Here is an 18361-nt window from a genome sequence, read left to right on the forward strand (position 1 = left end):
CAGAACCCTAAAAACAGACACGCATGACCAGAATAGACAACTTTAAATCCATAATTGATAAATACGAAGTTGTTTTTTTTGATGCTTTTGGGGTTTTAAAAAATTATGGCGGCTTGCTTCCGGGTATTGAGCGTACTTTTGCCTATTTGCAGGAACAAGGCAAGGAGTATTACATTGTTACTAACGATGCCTCGCGAAGCCCGGTACAACTGGCCGAATCATACACAAGCAAAGGCTTAATGGCTATAACACCCGATAGGATCATATCGTCGGGCATGCTTACCAAAGAGTATCTTGACCTCAAGGTAAACGATGGCATTGTGGCTTATCTCGGCACACCTGATTCTGCGCATTATATCGACAGTTCAGGTCTTCATACCCTACCGATAAGCGAAGTAAACGAAAGCAATATCGACAGGGTTAACGCGCTGGTATTTCTGGATGACGAGGGCTTTGATTGGGGGCGCGATCTTAACAAATCAGTTAACCTGATGCGTAAGCGCACCATTCCGGCCATCGTAGCCAATACCGATCAGGCCTATCCCCTAACCAAGCACGATGTATCGATAGCTATTGGCGGTTTGGCCAGCATGATCGAAAAAATAGTGGGCAAGGCATTTATCCGTTTCGGTAAACCCGATTCACAAATGTTCATGTTTGCCTATGATCTGCTTCGCGAACGCAGGCCTATCAGCAAAAAAGACATTGTAATGGTTGGTGATACCCTGCAAACAGATATTTTGGGTGGCAATAAATTTGGGTTGGATACTGTGCTCGTGCTGTCTGGCAACACCCAGGCCAAAGACGCCGAGAACCGCATCACCTCAACCGGTATTGTACCAACTTATATCTGCGATTCGGCGGTAGTTGAGCTTGGAGGATTAGGATTTTAAACGCCCGTACTCACGCCAGCTTAATATATATCAAGTATAAAACAAAAACGACCGCTACTGTTGAGGCGGTCGTTTCTGTTTTATATCTTTTTTGGGGAGATGTCTCGCTCAAAATTAATGGTGATGACCATTATCGTGGCCACGGTGTTCAACCACACGGGTACGTTTTACTACAGTTTTATGCGGCTTTTGATAATGATTTACCACGCGGGTACGGTCAACAACACGTGTGCGGTTTACCACCCGGGTACGATAATTATCACGAACTATCACGTTACGTGTACCGCGGTAACGGGCGTAGGTATCACGATCATGAGCAAAATAGGTGTATGGTCTTGGGCGATTTACGGCTACCTTATAACCTGTCGCGATGCTATAAGTTGAATAACGCGGTGGTAAAGAACGTCTCCAAACCCAGTTTCCGCCATCTAAATAAATATATTGGTGAGTTGGTACGTAGTAATAGCTTTCTACATCGGGTAAATAATAATAGTTAACGCCTGCGTATTCGGCAGGTGGGTTCCATAAACCAACATTTACATTTACATTAACCTGCGCATTTGCCTTTGTAACCGAAGCTGCAAGTGCAAAACATCCTGCAAGCATTCCTAAAATTAACTTTTTCATAGTGTCTGTATAAATATGCAGCACATACTCAATTTCTGTGCCTATACATCAGTAGACAGGAACATTTATCAATGGTTTAATTTTTAAACGTCACAAGCCTTTTTCATTTAGACAAAATACTATTGGTATTGGATTTTTTTTGGATTTACTACTTTTTACCATAAAAACTTTAATATGAAGCAACAGCCGTTATAGTTAACAAACATGGTTGATTATGTGTAGCAAACTGTAAACCTGATGTTTTCTACCGTATAAGTATATTATTGCATCTTTACCGTTGTTTTTTAAAAGCAAAATGGTGCCGATACTGTATTAATCTTTATATATTTGGTTTTTATAGCTCAGTAATTCATAGCTGAATTTTTATTTTTATGACAGTTCTCTCAGACGGGGTAGCCGAAAAGTACGAGTTGGTAATAGGCCTCGAAGTACACGCACAGCTATCTACATCAAGTAAGGTATTCTCGGCAGATTCAGCTGCCTTTGGTGCCGAACCTAACCGCCATGTTAGTGCGGTATCGCTGGGGCATCCCGGCACTTTGCCTTTTGTTAACAAAAAAGCGGTTGAGTATGCAGTTAAAATGGGCCTGGCCTGTAATTGCACTATCAACCTGAATAATAGCTTCGCCCGTAAAAATTATTTTTATGCCGATTTGCCTAAAGGTTATCAGATAAGCCAGGATCATGCACCGATATGCCTTAAAGGTTACGTGCCGGTGAAACTGGCCGATGGTACTGAAAAAAACATCGCACTACACCACATCCATATGGAAGAGGATGCCGGCAAAAGCATGCACGATCAGCACCATGCCGATTCACTAATTGACCTGAACCGTGCAGGAGTGCCGCTGGTTGAGATCGTATCTGAACCTGATATGCGCAGTGCCGAAGAAGCCGGTCAGTTCCTGACGGAGATGCGTAAAATTCTCCGCTATCTTGAAATATGTGATGGTAACATGGAAGAAGGCAGTATGCGCTGCGATGCCAATATTTCGGTAAGGCTTAAAGGTGCAACTGCTTATGGCAACCGTTGCGAAGTAAAAAACCTAAACTCCATCCGTAATGTGCAGCGGGCTATTGAACACGAGTTTGTTCGCCAGGTAAATATCATTGAAGCCGGCGGCCATATCGACCAAAACACATTAAACTTTAACGCCGATACCGGTGAAACCTCGGTACTACGTTCAAAGGAAATGGCAAATGATTATCGTTATTTCCCAGAGCCAGACCTGCCACCATTGAAGCTAACCAACGAATATGTAGAAAACATTCGGAAGGGTTTGCCTGCATTACCGGCACAGTTATATCATAAATACACCGAGCAATTGGGTTTAACTGCTTATGATGCGTCGGTAATTACTGCCGATAGGGATACCGCCTTTTATTTTGAGTCGCTGATAAAACATACCGATCATTATAAGGCTGCTGCCAACTGGCTGATGGGTGCCGTTCGTTCATACCTGAATGATCATAACCAAGCCATTGGTAACTTTGCTGTTACGCCGCAAAACCTTGCCGCCCTCATCAAACTAATTGACACCGGGGTGATAAATAATTCTGTAGCTTCGCACAAATTATTCCCTGCCATGGTCAAAGAACCCGGCAAAAAACCGGATGATCTGGCTAAAGAACTTAACCTGCTGATCAGTGCTGACAGCGATGATGTAACCCGCTTTATAAAGGACGCCATCGCCAAATATCCTGATAAGGTTAAGGAATACCAAAAGGGAAAAAAGGGCGTTTTAGGCCTGTTTATGGGCGAGATCATGAAAAGCTCAAAAGGCAAGATCGACCCGCAGAAAACTAACCAGCTATTGATAAAGGAATTAGAAGCTAAATAGATGAAAGTTAAAAATATGGCTGCTGCCGGCGCACTGTTGATGCTTAGCGCAGGTATGTACTCTTGTAAAAACCAATCGCAGTTCAGCGTTTCAGGAACTATCAAAAATCCGGGTGCACTTAAAGCTGTTTATTTGATTGAAGCCGATAGCTCGGGCTTAAAAGTTGTTGACTCAACCTCATTGGGCGAAGGCGGCAAATTTGAGTTTAAGCATGTAGCGCTTTACCCTAACCTGTTTAAACTTCGCGTAGGCAATACTGGTCCGCAGGGCAGCGAAATGCAGGGCGAAAACCTCTACGATTTCATTGCTAAAAATGGTGACGATATTGAATTTGAAACCGACAATAACAATAAAAATCACGAGTATACTATTAAGGGCTCTGATGATTCGGATAAAATAAAAGAGTTTAACCGTATCAGTAACCTTTATGGTGAAAAAAACGCCAAACTTTTTGCCGAGTACCAGGAAAAGTCACACGGTGAGCGTAACGATTCATTGTTGAAAATATATATGCCTATATTTTTAAAGAATGTAAGTGAAAGCGGCGAAGCAGTTTTAAAATTTGTGAACGACAACAAGAAGTCGCTTGCCGGTTTTTACGCGGCAACCACACTTGATCCTACCAAATACGAAGCTCAGCTTATCAAGTTTGCGGATGATATCCGGGGCGATTTTAAAGATAACCCTACCGTACAAAAGTTCATCGCACAGATGGATAAGGCAAAGCCAATTTCATTAGGTCATAAAGCTCCAGAGTTTACAGTTAACGGTATTGATGGCAAGTCTATCAAATTATCTGACTACAAAGGCAAATATGTAATGATTGACTTTTGGGCTTCGTGGTGCCAGCCTTGCCGCCAGGAAAATCCTAATGTGGTTAAACAATACAATACATTTAAAGATAAAGGCTTTAATATTTTAGGTGTTTCGCTTGATAAAGATAAAGCGCCATGGCAAAAAGCTATTAGTGATGACAAGCTTACCTGGGCCCATGGATCCGATTTAAATGGCTTTGAAGGCCCTACAGAAAGGCTTTATCATATCGAGGCTATACCCTCAAATTTCATTATTGATCCGCAGGGAAATATCGTTGCCAAGAATATTACAGGCGCCGATCTTGAAGCTTTTTTAAATAAAACATTTAAATAGCCTCAACTTACGGTTAATATAAGGTAACGTTTAACAATTTGTTAATATTAGCTTAACCATTAGCTGTTGTAAAGCGTATACTTTTATACAAAAAAATTAACGCAACATGAGCAGCACCGCGAAACAGAAAATACTTATTGTTGATGATGAACCGGATATTTTAGAACTGATTGAGTATAACCTGAAAAAAGAGGGTTACCAGGTGTTTTTAGCACGCAACGGCCAGGAAGCTGTTGCCGAAGCAAAGAAAGCCCTGCCTGATTTGATTGTACTGGATATCATGATGCCTAAAATGGACGGAATTGAAGCATGCCGCATTATGCGTACCATGCCCGAATTTAAAAATACCTTTATGGTGTTTTTAACTGCCCGCAGCGAAGAGTATTCGGAAATTGCAGGTTTTAACGTAGGTGCCGATGATTATATTGCAAAGCCTATCAAACCACGCGCACTGGTTAGCCGTATTAACGCTATCCTGCGCCGCAATGCCCCTGCCGAAGATGTAATTGATAATAAACTGGAAATTGGCGACCTGGTTATTGACCGTGAGGCATACCTGGTTTACAAAAACGGTGTTAAGGTGGTATTGGCAAAAAAAGAATTTGAATTGCTATACCTGCTGGCTTCAAAACCAGGCAAAGTTTACACCCGCGAAGTGATCCTTAAAAACATCTGGGAAGATTCGGTAGTGGTTACCAACCGTACTATCGACGTACACATCCGTAAACTACGCGAAAAACTGGGCGACGATTGTGTTGCTACTGTAAAAGGTGTAGGTTACAAGTTTGAGGCGTAAGCCCCCTGTCCGCCAGCCGGCGGAAGTTAGGATATTAAAAAAAGCGATTGGGTACCCAATCGCTTTTTTTGTTGCAAAATGTTTTGCATTACTTTGACGCAGCAACAGCTTTCTTTTTCACTGCTGTGGCTGCGTTGGCGGTTTTCGCGGCCACGGCCTTTTTAGTTTCTGTAGCCTCTGTTTTTGCTTTAGCTGTGATGGCTTTTGCCTTGGTAGCTGCCTTGGCCTTAACATCGGCAACTTCTTTCTTTGCAGCAACTACTTCGTTCTTCGCTTTGGAAGTAATGGCTTTTGCCTTGGTTTCGGCCTTAGCTTTAACATCCGCGGCTGCTGTTTTTGCTTTTGCGGTCACCTCATCAGCTTTTTTGATAACCGCTTTTTTTGTTGCCGCCGTTTTTTTTGTGGCGGTTACTTTTTTAGCGGTTACTTTTTCCTTTATATCTTCAAATTTTTCTTCGGCTGCTTCTTTTACGTCTTCGGCTGTGTCTTTTGTGCCTTCCCAAAGGCTTTCAATTGTTTCTTTAACCTTCTCGAAAAATCCTTTTTCTTCAGGTTGGGTTGATTGATCACTCATGATGTTTTTTATAGATAGGTAAACAGATTGTTATTAATTAACCTTTTAACCTCAAAAAGTTTAGGTTTGTTTTAAATCTGCTTAACAAACACATCATAGCAGGAAAACGTTGGGAATGGGAATCATGTTGCTTTTAACTTACCATTCTGCAAGCCATATAAACTATCTACAGTTTTCAATGTGATTTCATCAAGCCTTTGTTTCAAAAGCTGTCTAATTTCAATATAGATATCCCGCTTAACCCATTGGTGTATGGTTTGAAGTGTTTCTGTCTTATCACCCAGGTGTTCGTAAAATGCTACTCCCGCAGCATTCCACAGGTCTTCAGATTTTTGCCTGAAACACCATTCGGCAAAGTCGTAGTTCTTTTTGAGTTGTGAAGTGTCGTTATTACGATGTGCAGCAACAGTTGAGGGCAATAACTCCATGAAAACACCATTAATAGACGTTTCAGGATCTTCAAACTCTCTCTTTGATCCAGGGAGGCATTCAATTGCTCTTTTTCGCCAGGCGCTCATAATAGCTTGTACCGCCTTATTGCTTTTTGAAATAGATAAAAGGCGGAAGCTTACCAAACACGAACTTCGTAACATCGCAAAGCCACATTTGCTGATTAACGATTTGGCCTTCATATTCTTTCAACAAATAAATACCACCGCCGACATGATCTTTGTAATCTTCAATGAGCTGAAGTTCGGAACTTCCACCAAAAGGCTCTTCGGCTAATATAAGTTCAACTATTTTGCTGCCCTCTCCCACATGATCAAGCATGGTGTCGGCACCTTCAACCATTTCAAGATCGGCTTTTACACCCTGCCAATCGGGTAGGTCAATGTACCAGCGGCCGGTGTCTTCCTTTACAAATTTATAAGTATTAACTGCGGTTGTCATTGCACTAATATAAAACAAAAAGTCCTGCCTTTTGGGCAGGACTTTTCTTATAAAAGGCATTTAATTATTTAACAACTGAAAACTTATAAAGCGACTGTGTTTTATAAGTATCACCCGGTTTTAATTCGGTTGAAGGAAATTGCGGCTGATTTGGAGAATCAGGAAAATGCTGGGTTTCCATGGCAAATGATGTGCGGTATTCATCTTTAATACCACGTTTCATCACGTTTTTAGCCTGCATAAAGTTACCGCTGTAAAACTGTAAACCTGGCTCTTCGGTAAATACCTCCATTTTGATACCGCTTTTATCGCCGATAACTGTTGCTATTGGGGTGCTCAGGTCATGTTTGTTCAACACAAAGTTATGGTCATAACCTTTGCCATCTTTTAGCTGAACATTATCTTCATTAATGCGTTTGCCAATAGTTTCCGGCTTGGTGAAATCAAACGGGGTACCTGTTACTTTTTCAAGCTTACCAGTAGGGATCAGGCCTGCATCAACCGGCAGATAGTTGTCGGCATCTATCTGCACCACGTGATCAAGGATAGTACCGCTGCCTTCGCCATTTAAGTTAAAGAACGCGTGGTTGGTAAGGTTAACAACTGTTTTTTTATCAGTTGTTGCCTCATACTGGCATTTAAATGAGTTATCATCGGTAAGACTGTAAGTAACCTTAACGTTAAGATTACCAGGGAAGCCTTCTTCCATATCTTTTGAAAGATAGGTAAGCTCTACAGTTGATGAATCGATCATTTTACCGTCCCATACCACTTCCTGGAAACCATGTTTACCGCCATGCAGCGTGTTTGGTGTATTGTTTATTGACGATTGGTAATCTTTGCCATCAATTTTAAAATGACCTTTGGCAATACGGTTTCCGTAACGGCCAATGGTTGCGCCATAATAACGCTCGGTTGATTTTTCAAAGCCATCCACATCATCAAAGCCCAAAACAACATCGGTCAGCTTTCCATTTTTGTCAGGAACAGATAAACTTACAACTCTCCCACCGTAGTTGGTAATAGTAGCTGTTAAGCCGTTTTTGTTTTTAAGGGTAAATAAATGGATTTGTTTTCCATCAATTGTTTTTTCGAATGCCGATGCAGTTGTTTTGGTGCTATCCGCCATAGTAGTGTTTTTCTGTGAGGTTGAATTTTGATTACAAGCAGCCAAATATAGGCTGCAAGCAGGTAAAATTGTTAAAGAAATACATTTAATTAAGTTTCTCATAAATAGATTAATTATAGTTTGGTTTAAAAATAGCGTTTTTTCATTATCCCCTCTCTTTATAATGGACCTCACTCAAACCCCGCAGCTTTTCAGCTGCAAATTCGGCAGTAATATCGCGTTGCGGATTTGCCAGCATTTCGTAGCCTACCATGAATTTTTTTACTGTGGCCGAACGCAGCAACGGCGGATAAAAATGCATATGCCAGTGCCAGTAAGGATGCTCGCCAGAGTTAACCGGCGACTGGTGCATACCTGCCGAATACGGGAACGAGGTTTCAAACATATTGTCGTACCTGATGGTCAGCCTTCTGATGGCATCGGCAAGGGCATGTTTTTCCTCGTCGGTAAAATAAAGGATGCTGGTTACATGTCTTTTGCTGATGATCATGGTTTCGTAAGGCCAAACCGCCCAAAATGGCACTAATACAACAAAATGGTCGTTTTCAAAAACAATGCGGTCTTGTTTTTTAAGTTCGAGTGCCAGATAGTCGGCCAGCAGACTTGTGCCCTTTTGCTCAAAATGAAGCTTTTGTTGCTGGGTTTCTTTGGCCACTTCAACCGGCAGGCTGTTTTGTGCCCAGATCTGGCCATGGGGGTGCGGATTGCTGCAACCCATGATATCGCCTTTGTTTTCAAAGATCTGGATATGCTTGATCCATGGATACGAGGCCAGGTCTTCAAATTCTGATTGCCATACATCAACCACTTTGCTGATCTCTTTAGTGGTCATCTGTGGTAGGGTAAGATCATGCCTTGGCGAAAAGCTGATCACCCTGCAAATACCTTTCTGGCTGTTAGCCACCAATAATTCATCTTCGTTTAAACCTCCTTCAGGAGTGTTAAGCAATAACGATGAATAATCGTTGGTGAAAACAAAGCTTCCTTTGTAATCGGGGTTATCACTGCCATCGGCACGTTTGTTTGTAGGGCAAAGGTAGCAGGCCGGGTCATACTGAGGCCGGTCGTCGGCTTGTGTAGCTTCGACTTTCCCTTGCCATGGGCGTTTTGTACGATGCGGCGATACCAGGATCCAGTCGCCCGTTAAAATGTTTAACCTACTGTGAGGATGCTCTTTAAGATCAAAATTAGTGTCCATTAGTTTAAAATCAGGTAATAATTGGCTTAATACATGTAAGGTAGACAGTTATACCTTAGCGATTTCAAAGTTGGTAAAAATAAATGTAAAGTATACATTTAAAACATTTTTTTCTGAATAAATACTTATCGTAGAAAGATTGATAGGATTTGTAGAAAAAGGGGACTGAGCGCCGGATCGATTACCTATGATTCAGACACATTTTCTCAATTTTATTATTAATAAAAAAATGTCATTTCGACGAGCCAGAGGTGGGTTTGTGCGCTGAGGTGAGGAGAAATCTTCTACACCTTGCTTTTACAGGTATAGTTGTAGAGTCTGATGTTGCCTTTCAGACTTACGAAGTTTTAAAAACTTCGTAAGTCTTTATCAAGGTATGAATTGAGAGTTATTTTATAAAGGTCGTAGCCTTGGCCAGTACATTATCCAACCCGCTAACGTCACTCCCGCCTGCAGTAGCAAAAAACGGCTGACCGCCGCCACCGCCTTTAACCTCTTTGGCAAGTTCTTTAATGATATTACCGGCATGCAGCCCTTTTTCCTTCACCAGGTTTTCGGCAATCATTACAGTAATACTTGGCTTACCATCAAAATCAGCAACCAGCACCAGGAACAGGTTTGAAACTATATCCTTTAGCTGGTAAGCCAGGTTTTTAACTGCATCAGCATTAGGCAGGGCTACTTTTTGAGCGATGAAATTGACATCGCCAATAACTTCTGCTTTTTGAGCCAGCTCGGTTTTTAAGCCGGATGATTTTTCGAGGATCGATTTTTCGATCTCTTTTTTCAGTTTAGCGTTCTCATCCAGCAATCCTTCAATGCTTTTTGAAAGATCCTTTGGATTTTTAAGCAGCTCTTTTAACTGGTTAACCAAGGCGTTTTGGGTAACGATGTATTTTTCGGCAGCAACACCGGTAATGGCCTCAATACGGCGAACACCGGCAGCTACGGCACTTTCGGCAATAATTTTAAAGAAACCTATTTGCCCGGTAGCTTTCACGTGCGTACCACCGCAAAGTTCCTTGCTGAAGTTATCATCAAAAGTAATTACGCGCACATATTCGCCATATTTTTCACCAAACAGGGCTGTTACACCACTGGTGATGGCTTCAGCGTATAACACACTGCGTTCTTCTTTAAGCGGAATATTTTCGCGTACTTTTTGGTTTACGATAGACTCTATCTGCGCCAGCTCCTCATCGGTTACTTTAGCAAAATGCGAAAAATCGAATCTCAAATAATCTGCGTTAACCAACGAACCTTTTTGGTTTACGTGCGTGCCCAACACCTGTTTCATAGCAGCATGCAGCAAGTGCGTGGCCGAGTGGTTGCTGTTAGTCTGGCTGCGTAAAGCCGGATCAACAATGGCAGTTAAGGCGTCGTCAATATCTTGTGGCAACTTATCTGTAAAGTGAACTATCAGTCCGTTCTCCTTTTTTGTATCCGTAACCAGGATGATCTCACCATCAGGGAAAACCAGTTCGCCCTTATCCCCTACCTGGCCGCCGCTCTCGGCGTAAAAAGGTGTTTTATCCAACACCAGCTGGTATTGCTCTTTACCTTTAGCGGTTACTTTACGGTATTTTACAATGTGGGCTATAGTTTCAGTTTCATCGTAACCGGTAAACTCTACTGATTCATCGTCTTTTAAAACGATCCAATCGCCGGTATCAATAGCGGTAGCAGCGCGGGAACGGGTTTTTTGTTCAGCAAGGGCCTTATTGAAACCTTCAATATCAACAGTAAAACCTCTTTCACGTGCCATTAATTCCGTTAAATCTACAGGAAAGCCATAAGTATCAGACAATTCAAACGCGTGTTCTCCACTAATTTTTCGGCCACTCTCTATATCTTTAATTGTTCCATCAGGATATTCAACACTTGTAATAGATGCAAATACAGATGTTAACTCATTAAATCTTCTAATTCCAGATGACAATGTTCGCAAAAATGCAATTTCTTCTTCCAAAATTACCTTTTGCACAAAGTCTTTTTGCTCAAATAAATTATCGAATACTCCCTTAAACTGCTCAGCTAATAACGGTACCAATTGGTTAAAGAAAGGCTCTTTAAAACCTAAAGTTTGATAGCTATAACGTACTGCCCTGCGCAATATCCGGCGGATTACATAGCCTGCTTTATTACTCGCTGGCAATTGTCCATCAGCAATAGCAAAGCTGATAGCGCGGATATGATCCGCCAGTACGCGCATAGCTACGGCATCATTCCAGTCAGCATCACCAGGTTTGGCAGCACTGTTATATTTTTTGCCCGATTTTTCGGCAATGAATTGGATCATCGGCTGAAAAACGTCGGTATCATAGTTGGATGTTTTACCCTGTAACACACGTACCAGGCGTTCAAAGCCCATCCCGGTATCCACATGTTTATTAGGTAGTGGTTGCAATACGCCACCTTTAAGGCGGTTAAACTGCATAAATACGTCATTCCAGATCTCGATAACCTGGTCGTGGTCGGCATTTACCAATATGGCTCCGCTTACTTCGGCACGCTCATTATCCGGGCGGCTGTCGAAGTGAATTTCCGAGCAGGGACCACATGGGCCGGTTTCGCCCATTTCCCAAAAGTTATCTTTTTTGTTGCCGCGGAGGATATGATCTTCAGCTACATACTGCTTCCACAGTTCGTAGGTTTCGGTATCCTTTTCCAGACCTTCCTTTTCGTCACCTTCAAAATAGGTAACGTACAGGCGGTCTTTAGGCAGCTTGTACACTTCGGTAAGCAGTTCCCAGCTCCAGGCAATGGCTTCTTTTTTAAAGTAGTCGCCAAAGCTCCAGTTGCCCAGCATCTCAAACATGGTGTGGTGATAGGTATCGATACCTACCTCTTCCAGATCGTTATGCTTGCCCGATACACGTAAACAACGCTGCGTATCCGCCACACGGGAGGCCTTGGGCGCCGCCTCGCCTAAAAATATATCTTTAAACTGGTTCATCCCCGCGTTGGTGAACATCAGGGTTGGATCGTTTTTAATCACAATTGGTGCCGAAGGAACGATGGTATGTCCCTTTGAAACAAAAAAATCAAGAAAAGCCTGTCGTATTTCAGTAGCAGTCATTATTAGTATCGTTATATCTCGAGAAATGCAAAGGTGATAGAATTTTCAGAAAATTTACGGTTAACCGTAATAAAAAGTCATAATTTTTTCTATTGGACTGCTCGTATTCCCGTCCACGCAGGCTCTCTTGCAGATTTAAGTTACCCACAAAAACCAATAGTCAAATTGGGTAATATGTGTGTGTGTTGAACCCCTCTGGGGTTCGGGTAAGGGTGCAGCATTATTTCTACAAACCTTTTCCCCCTCTGGGGGATTTTAACAAAGCAAGCATTAATTGCCCAAAGACAGGTGCACCAGAGGTGCAAAAGGTTTGTAGCTCGTAAAGTTATAGAATATCCTTTGCCCCAGAGGGGCAAAACACGACGCTTTGCTATTTAAACCACCAGCAATTTTGTGAGTTGACTTAAATCTGCAGGAAAGCCAGAGGGGCATAATTTCGGATTTATTTATTAATTGAAGTCGATTTAACCCTCGTTCGTCGATACATATTAATACAATTCTCCTTATTTGCTTTAAATTTGCATATGGAAACTTTAAGAGTAGACATTCAAAACGAACAGGAGAAACGAGTGCTCCTGGCATTTCTTGATAGTTTGGATTATAACTACCGCATAGATAATGAAAGCGATGCTGTGCTCGAGCAGCAAGCCAAAGAACTGGCCAGCCGTAAAGCCGATTTTTTAGCAGGCAAGGCTTCTTCATTGCCTTGGAGCGAAAGTAAATAGCCAGGGCAGCATATTCGCTAATACAAAATTCCGATTTCGAAATTCCCAATTCCGAAATCAAATAGATACATTTGTATTATGCCTTATAAAGAACGTGAAATAAGCAAGATGTACTACACCATGGGCGAGGTATCGGCCATGTTTGATGTTAATCAATCGCTTATACGTTTTTACGAAAAGGAATTTGATGTACTGCAGCCCAAGAAAAACAAAAAGGGCAACCGCTATTTTACTCCAGAGGACATCGAAAATTTCAAGATCATTTTCCACCTCATCCGCGATAAAGGCTATACCTTAAACGGCGCAAAGGACCACCTTAAAAACAATATGGGCGATACAAAGGATAACCAGCGCGTTATCGACTCGCTCGAAAACCTCAAAAAATTCCTGCTCGAGGTTCGCGATCAGTTGTAATCTTCCGCATAAAAACTATCTTTATTTTTAAAATACTATCGGGTTAACCTATAACCATGCTATCACCTGCAATAACAATTCCGGAACTAAGATATGATCGCTAATCATAAGGGCGAGATCCCGGTTGTTATTTTATTACTCCCTTTTTTATTGGGCATAAGTATTGGTATCAATTTCAGTTCGGGTACATATTTAATGCCTTTGGCGGTTGGTTTTACAAGCCTGCTGATCCTGTTCGTCCTGCTTAATTTTTATTATACGCGCTTTAAGGTTTACAAAAAACGATGGCTGGGCGGAATGATCATTCACATGTTATTATTGTTTGCAGGCTGGATAGCTGCTATCAGCAATAATGAGCTCAATAACAGCAGCCATTTCTCCAAACTCCCGGCACAAAGACTACAGGTACGCATTAATAGTGAACCTCAACTTAAAAACGGGCTCATCCGTTTTACAGCCAACGTTGTTGCAAACGTCAATCAAAAACAACCCAGCCCGGCAACCGGAACGCTGATGATCGCCATAAAAGATAGCAGCGCGTTGCAACTGGCTTACGGCGATGAACTGCTTATCTCCGGCAAATTTGCTCCTATTGATCCACCTTTTAATCCCGCCGAGTTCAACTATAAAAAATACCTTGCCCATCAAAACATCTATTACCAGGAGTTTTTGTACCCGGGCCAGTACCGGTTGTTTCAATCAAACACGGGTAATCTGCTTATAGCAAATGCATTGGCTTTAAGGCGGCAAATGGTTCAAAAACTAAAACTGCAACTGCATGATCCAAACGCAATAGCTGTAGCCTCAACCTTAATATTAGGTTACAAAGCCGATTTAAGCGAAGATGTACTGCAGGCCTATTCTAAAACGGGTACCATCCATGTACTCTCGGTTTCGGGTGCTCATGTGGCCATTATCTGGGCTTTACTGGCGTTCATGCTTCGCTTCCTGAACAGGTTCAGACATGGCGGGCTGATCAAACCCATTATCATTATTCCCATCATTTGGTATTATGCCATGCTCACGGGGTTTTCGCCTGCAGTTTGCCGGGCAGCCGTGATGATCAGTGCCGTCATCCTCGGTAAAACGTACAACAGGCACATCAACAATTTAAATATCCTGGCAGTATCCGCTTTTATATTATTGCTTTATAACCCTTTGCTGATAACGGATCTGGGCTTCCAATTGTCATATTTAGCCGTCGCCGGGCTCGTTGTTTTACAGCCTGTGGTTTATGCATGGTTTACGTTTGATAATAAATGGGTTGACAAACTCTGGGCCTTATGTTCAGTATCTATTGCCGCACAAGTTATTACCTTTCCTCTGAGCGCCTTTTATTTTCACCGGTTTCCGGTTTATTTTTTGTTCAGCAATTTGTTCATTGTTATTCCTACCGCTGTTATTATGTACAGCGGGATCTTTTATCTTTTGCTACCACAAATTCCCTATATATCCACTGCTCTCGCCTGGATCCTTGAAAAATCGATCCTGTTCATGAACTACGTACTGACCCGGGTAGAGCATTTGCCCTTTGCAAGCATTAATAAAATATGGCTTACCACAACCGAGTACCTGCTGCTTTACACCATTATTATATGTACGTTTTACTTTTTGTATGATCGGAAAGTATGGCTACTGAGAACGGGGATTATATTGATATTTTTATTAGCTGTAAGTGTCAGTATAAAAAAATACCATTCGTATAGCACAAACAGCATCGCCTTTTTAAACCTGCGCAAAAACATGGGCATAGTATTTAAAAACGGCAACCAGGCTATTGTATTAAGTAACCTTGCCGATACAGACAAAAACTACAATTACTCCATACGGCCGTATCTGGATAGTTGCAAGATAAATGATGTTGTTTTATATAAACCAGAGCAGGAGATCCGGTCGGGCTTTTTAAGGAAACAAGGCGATTTTATGCAATTCCGCAATCAATCAGTGGCTATTGTCAGTAAAGATTACGAGGATACCACATCGGCAGTAAAACTAAAAACGGACTATCTTTACATCACCGGCAGTCCTAAAATTCCGCTTGCTATTATTAATAAAAATCACGAATATCATACCATAATTATTGATGCCACAAACACGCCTAAAGCCGTACAGTTTATTGTGGATCAGGCGAGTGCCCTGCATACTAATTATGTGGTTTTAAAACGTAACAAATCGTTCGTGGCAGCATCTAATTGAAAAACATATTAAACTACGCACCTAAAAATTTGTCTTTTAATTAATAAAAGTCAATTTTGTATTAAATCAAACTCAAAACATGAACATTAAAATTTTCAACGTTGCCTTAGGCCTTGCCCTTACCGCAACAGCAATCAGTGCAAACGCTCAAAAAGCTTACAAAGAGGGCGTGGTAACTATCTCAACAGCTATGCAGGGACAACAAGTTGAAGCTAAAAGTTATTTCCGTGCCGATTCTGCAGCTATGCAGTTTACTACCGGTCCGGCTACTATTAAAATATTAACCGATGCTGAAGGCAAATCATTAGCTGTTTTGGTTGATGTGCCTGTTGCTTCTATCAAAAAAGCTGCGGTTGCTACTCCTGATGAGGTTGACCAGGCTATGGCGTCATTACCTACGCTTACCTTTGCTCCGGGTACCGAAACTAAAGTTATCTCGGGTTTTAACTGCAAAAAAGTGGTTGCAACCGATACAAAAACCAACAAAACGTATGATGTATGGGTAACTAACGATGTTACTTTACCTGTAACCGGCATTGCTAAATACTACCGTAACATTGGTGGCTTCCCTGTACAGTACACTTCATTTTCACAAGGCCAAAGCACCGAGGTTACTGTTAAAAGCATCACTGAGCAAAAAAATCCAGCCGGTATTTTCGGTATCCCTGCTGATTTTGAAAAGATCACCCTGGATGACCTGAAAGCTATGAGCGGCGGCAGGTAATCAAAAACATTTCATTAACAATTCATTAAAGGTTCCTTAACATTGTAGCAAAATACTATTTTTGTTACCCCATGTTAAGGAACCTTTTTAGCTTTTTCAGATTCTTCGTCTTTTGGCTCGTCTTCTTCGTGATAACGCGGGCTACATTTGAGATCTATTTTCTGCACAAGCTAAACGACGCCAAAATTGGCGAGATCCTGCAAACATTTTTCTGGGGCTTAAGGCTTGATATCTCAGCAACTGCCTATATCTGTGTAATCCCCATCCTTGTATTTGCCATCAACTGGTTCATTCCAAAGGTTAGGATAAAACCTATCTGGCTAAAAGCATACGTTTGGTTTTGCCTGTTCTGCATTTCGTTAAATACGGTGCTTAACTTCAATATTTTCCGCGAGTGGGGAACCAAGGTTAGTTTCAGGGTATTTACTTCGTTTTATCATGCCCCTTCAGAAGCTATTGCTTCAAGCGGTTCATCGCCGGTTGGTAAATGTATTTTTATTGGCATTGCCTTGCTCACTACAGGCATAGTACTATCCCACTTTATTATTAACTACAAATTCAAAAAGCCCGACGCCCGGCCAAGCCTCAAACTTTCGCTTACTACATTACTGCTATTTGTGAATTTTGTGCTGATGCGTGGCGGTTTGCAAGCTAAGCCGGTAAGTCAGAATTCTGCTTATTTTTCTGAAAAGCAGATCCTGAACCAAAGTGCCCTCAACACCGAGTGGAACCTGTTCAATAACGTATTTGAAAATCTGCGCCCGCTTTATAACCCATACCTATACGACCACCCGGATGAGGCTGCAAAAACTGTTGATGAATTGTACAGTGTTAAAAATAATTCAACCCAACAGATCCTTACTACCGGCAGGCCTAATGTGGTGATCATTCAAATGGAAAGCTATACAGCCGATGTAATCGAATCGTTGGGCGGTGATAAGGGTGTTGCGCCAAACTTTGAAAAATTCATTAAAAACGGATTGTTTTTTAACAACATTTATGCTTCCGGCGATCGTACCGATAAAGGTATTGTGGCCCTCATGAGCGGCTTCCCTTCACAGGCTATTCGTACCATTATAAGCGATACCGTTAAGCATAAAAAACTTCCGGCCATATCCGCATCGTTTAAAGACGCGGGCTATGAAACGGCCTATTTTTATGGCGGTAAAAGTAATTACATGAATTTTGATAAATTCATGACTTCGCATAATATCGATCATATTATTGATGAAGCAAGCTTTGACAATAGTCATGTAAAAACACAATGGGGCGTTTATGATGATGACTTGCTTACCCGAAATCTGCAATATTCCGCCACGCAGAAGCAGCCTTTCTTCAATTATGTGCAAACATCAAGCAATCATGAGCCATTCACTTTGCCGGTAAAACACCATTTTGCTGACGATGCTAACGGCGATCCGGCCAACAAATTCAGGAGCACGGCCTACTTCACCGATTCATGCCTGAATGCTTATTTTGAACATGCTAAAAAACAAAGCTGGTACAAAAACACCCTATTTATTTTGGTAGCCGATCATGGGCATCGTTTACCCCGCAATACTGCCGAAGCCTATGATCCGGCCAAATACCACATTCCGCTTTTGTTCTTTGGCGAGGTGATCAAACCCGAATACCGCGGCAAAACAATCGGCAAGCTTGGCGGACAAACCGATGTTGCCGCTACCCTGATGGCACAATTAGGTATGCGGCACAACCAGTTTAAGTGGTCAAAAGACCTCCTGAATCCAAATAGTAAAGAGTTTGCTTTTTTTGATTGGGATAATGGTTTCGGATTTATGCAACCCGGGCAAGCTGTATCTTACGACAATGCCGGCCGCACCATGATCTATAACAGCAAGCGCAATGCAGATGAAAAGACTACCGAAGCTGCACTTGCTTATGGCAAGGCATATCTGCAGCAGGTGTTTACGGAGTATATGAGTTATTGATTTTCCTATTGTTGAATAGGGCTGTCAGTCTGAGCTTGTCGAAGACTCGCGCGCAGAGGCCTACCCACCATGCTTCGATAGGCTCAGCATGACACCCTCTTTAAACATGTCATTGCGAGGAGGAACGACGAAGCAATCGCATGCTATACAGGGCGGATTTGCTTCCGTGCGATTGC

At 42.0% G+C, this 18361-nt stretch carries 16 protein-coding genes; 9 read left to right on the forward strand and 7 right to left on the reverse strand.

Going from position 1 to position 18361, the window contains the following annotated elements; translation table 11 throughout:
• The first annotated feature begins 23 nt into the window (after positions 1-23).
• Complete coding sequence (locus BMX50_RS11895; protein ID WP_091210742.1) at positions 24-893, forward strand: HAD-IIA family hydrolase; 870 nt, start codon at positions 24-26, stop codon at positions 891-893.
• 114 nt (positions 894-1007) lie between these two features.
• Here BMX50_RS11895 and BMX50_RS11900 read toward each other — a convergent pair whose 3' ends face one another.
• Positions 1008-1520 carry a hypothetical protein gene (locus BMX50_RS11900; RefSeq protein WP_091210743.1) on the reverse strand — a complete coding sequence of 171 codons (513 nt, stop codon included), beginning with the start codon at positions 1518-1520 and terminating at the stop codon, positions 1008-1010.
• A 371-nt stretch (positions 1521-1891) separates the two neighbouring features.
• Here BMX50_RS11900 and gatB point away from each other — a divergent pair, with 371 nt between their 5' ends.
• The 3 genes from gatB (at position 1892) to BMX50_RS11915 (ending at position 5306) form a co-directional block, all read left to right on the forward strand.
• Entirely contained in the window at positions 1892-3361 is a 1470-nt protein-coding gene (gene gatB, locus BMX50_RS11905) for an Asp-tRNA(Asn)/Glu-tRNA(Gln) amidotransferase subunit GatB (RefSeq protein ID WP_091210744.1), read from the forward strand.
• Positions 3362-4510, forward strand: a complete 1149-nt coding sequence (locus BMX50_RS11910; protein ID WP_091210745.1) for a TlpA disulfide reductase family protein — start codon at positions 3362-3364, stop codon at positions 4508-4510.
• Positions 4511-4616: 106 nt separating this feature from the next.
• On the forward strand, positions 4617-5306 hold the full coding sequence (locus tag BMX50_RS11915; RefSeq protein ID WP_022831601.1) for a response regulator transcription factor: 690 nt from the start codon (positions 4617-4619) through the stop codon (positions 5304-5306).
• A gap of 88 nt (positions 5307-5394) precedes the next feature.
• Here BMX50_RS11915 and BMX50_RS11920 read toward each other — a convergent pair whose 3' ends face one another.
• From BMX50_RS11920 to alaS, 6 genes are all read right to left on the reverse strand, one after another.
• A complete protein-coding gene (locus BMX50_RS11920; RefSeq protein WP_091210746.1) occupies positions 5395-5880 on the reverse strand; it encodes a hypothetical protein in 486 nt (161 codons plus the stop codon).
• A 122-nt stretch (positions 5881-6002) separates the two neighbouring features.
• Positions 6003-6398 (reverse strand): DUF7674 family protein, encoded by a 396-nt coding sequence (locus BMX50_RS11925; RefSeq protein WP_091210747.1) that lies wholly within the window; start codon positions 6396-6398, stop codon positions 6003-6005.
• Positions 6399-6414: 16 nt separating this feature from the next.
• Positions 6415-6771 (reverse strand): DUF6717 family protein, encoded by a 357-nt coding sequence (locus BMX50_RS11930; RefSeq protein WP_143065152.1) that lies wholly within the window; start codon positions 6769-6771, stop codon positions 6415-6417.
• Positions 6772-6835: 64 nt separating this feature from the next.
• Positions 6836-7900 carry an aldose epimerase family protein gene (locus tag BMX50_RS11935; RefSeq protein WP_244280952.1) on the reverse strand — a complete coding sequence of 355 codons (1065 nt, stop codon included), beginning with the start codon at positions 7898-7900 and terminating at the stop codon, positions 6836-6838.
• Between the two features lie 145 nt (positions 7901-8045).
• Positions 8046-9098, reverse strand: coding sequence for a UDP-glucose--hexose-1-phosphate uridylyltransferase (locus BMX50_RS11940; RefSeq protein WP_091210750.1), 1053 nt, complete (start codon positions 9096-9098; stop codon positions 8046-8048).
• A 388-nt stretch (positions 9099-9486) separates the two neighbouring features.
• Positions 9487-12177 carry an alanine--tRNA ligase gene (gene alaS / locus BMX50_RS11945; RefSeq protein ID WP_091210751.1) on the reverse strand — a complete coding sequence of 897 codons (2691 nt, stop codon included), beginning with the start codon at positions 12175-12177 and terminating at the stop codon, positions 9487-9489.
• A 524-nt stretch (positions 12178-12701) separates the two neighbouring features.
• On the opposite strand from alaS, the gene BMX50_RS11950 reads away from it, so the two are divergent.
• From BMX50_RS11950 to BMX50_RS11970, 5 genes are all read left to right on the forward strand, one after another.
• Positions 12702-12902, forward strand: coding sequence for an addiction module protein (locus BMX50_RS11950; RefSeq protein ID WP_091210752.1), 201 nt, complete (start codon positions 12702-12704; stop codon positions 12900-12902).
• 78 nt (positions 12903-12980) lie between these two features.
• On the forward strand, positions 12981-13316 hold the full coding sequence (locus BMX50_RS11955; RefSeq protein WP_091210753.1) for a MerR family transcriptional regulator: 336 nt from the start codon (positions 12981-12983) through the stop codon (positions 13314-13316).
• A gap of 93 nt (positions 13317-13409) precedes the next feature.
• Positions 13410-15512: a ComEC/Rec2 family competence protein gene (locus tag BMX50_RS11960; protein ID WP_091210754.1), complete on the forward strand. Its 2103-nt coding sequence runs from the start codon at positions 13410-13412 to the stop codon at positions 15510-15512.
• A gap of 79 nt (positions 15513-15591) precedes the next feature.
• Positions 15592-16236, forward strand: a complete 645-nt coding sequence (locus BMX50_RS11965; RefSeq protein ID WP_091210755.1) for a DUF4412 domain-containing protein — start codon at positions 15592-15594, stop codon at positions 16234-16236.
• Positions 16237-16307: 71 nt separating this feature from the next.
• Positions 16308-18185 carry an LTA synthase family protein gene (locus BMX50_RS11970; protein WP_091210756.1) on the forward strand — a complete coding sequence of 626 codons (1878 nt, stop codon included), beginning with the start codon at positions 16308-16310 and terminating at the stop codon, positions 18183-18185.
• Positions 18186-18361: the final 176 nt, after the last annotated feature.

It is taken from the genome of Mucilaginibacter gossypiicola (assembly GCF_900110105.1).
GTDB lineage: Bacteria > Bacteroidota > Bacteroidia > Sphingobacteriales > Sphingobacteriaceae > Mucilaginibacter > Mucilaginibacter gossypiicola.

Excerpts from the sequence above, each read along its gene's own strand:
- BMX50_RS11970 (WP_091210756.1), top strand. The coding sequence starts at position 16,308 with ATGTTAAGGAACCTTTTTAGCTTTTTCAGATTCTTCGTCTTTTGGCTC.
- BMX50_RS11920 (WP_091210746.1), bottom strand. The coding sequence starts at position 5,880 with ATGAGTGATCAATCAACCCAACCTGAAGAAAAAGGATTTTTCGAGAAG.
- alaS (WP_091210751.1), bottom strand. The coding sequence starts at position 12,177 with ATGACTGCTACTGAAATACGACAGGCTTTTCTTGATTTTTTTGTTTCA.
- BMX50_RS11900 (WP_091210743.1), bottom strand. The coding sequence starts at position 1,520 with ATGAAAAAGTTAATTTTAGGAATGCTTGCAGGATGTTTTGCACTTGCA.
- BMX50_RS11925 (WP_091210747.1), bottom strand. The coding sequence starts at position 6,398 with ATGAGCGCCTGGCGAAAAAGAGCAATTGAATGCCTCCCTGGATCAAAG.
- BMX50_RS11935 (WP_244280952.1), bottom strand. The coding sequence starts at position 7,900 with ATGGCGGATAGCACCAAAACAACTGCATCGGCATTCGAAAAAACAATT.
- BMX50_RS11940 (WP_091210750.1), bottom strand. The coding sequence starts at position 9,098 with ATGGACACTAATTTTGATCTTAAAGAGCATCCTCACAGTAGGTTAAAC.
- gatB (WP_091210744.1), top strand. The coding sequence starts at position 1,892 with ATGACAGTTCTCTCAGACGGGGTAGCCGAAAAGTACGAGTTGGTAATA.
- BMX50_RS11895 (WP_091210742.1), top strand. The coding sequence starts at position 24 with ATGACCAGAATAGACAACTTTAAATCCATAATTGATAAATACGAAGTT.
- BMX50_RS11965 (WP_091210755.1), top strand. The coding sequence starts at position 15,592 with ATGAACATTAAAATTTTCAACGTTGCCTTAGGCCTTGCCCTTACCGCA.
- BMX50_RS11960 (WP_091210754.1), top strand. The coding sequence starts at position 13,410 with ATGATCGCTAATCATAAGGGCGAGATCCCGGTTGTTATTTTATTACTC.
- BMX50_RS11930 (WP_143065152.1), bottom strand. The coding sequence starts at position 6,771 with ATGACAACCGCAGTTAATACTTATAAATTTGTAAAGGAAGACACCGGC.
- BMX50_RS11955 (WP_091210753.1), top strand. The coding sequence starts at position 12,981 with ATGCCTTATAAAGAACGTGAAATAAGCAAGATGTACTACACCATGGGC.
- BMX50_RS11915 (WP_022831601.1), top strand. The coding sequence starts at position 4,617 with ATGAGCAGCACCGCGAAACAGAAAATACTTATTGTTGATGATGAACCG.
- BMX50_RS11950 (WP_091210752.1), top strand. The coding sequence starts at position 12,702 with ATGGAAACTTTAAGAGTAGACATTCAAAACGAACAGGAGAAACGAGTG.
- BMX50_RS11910 (WP_091210745.1), top strand. The coding sequence starts at position 3,362 with ATGAAAGTTAAAAATATGGCTGCTGCCGGCGCACTGTTGATGCTTAGC.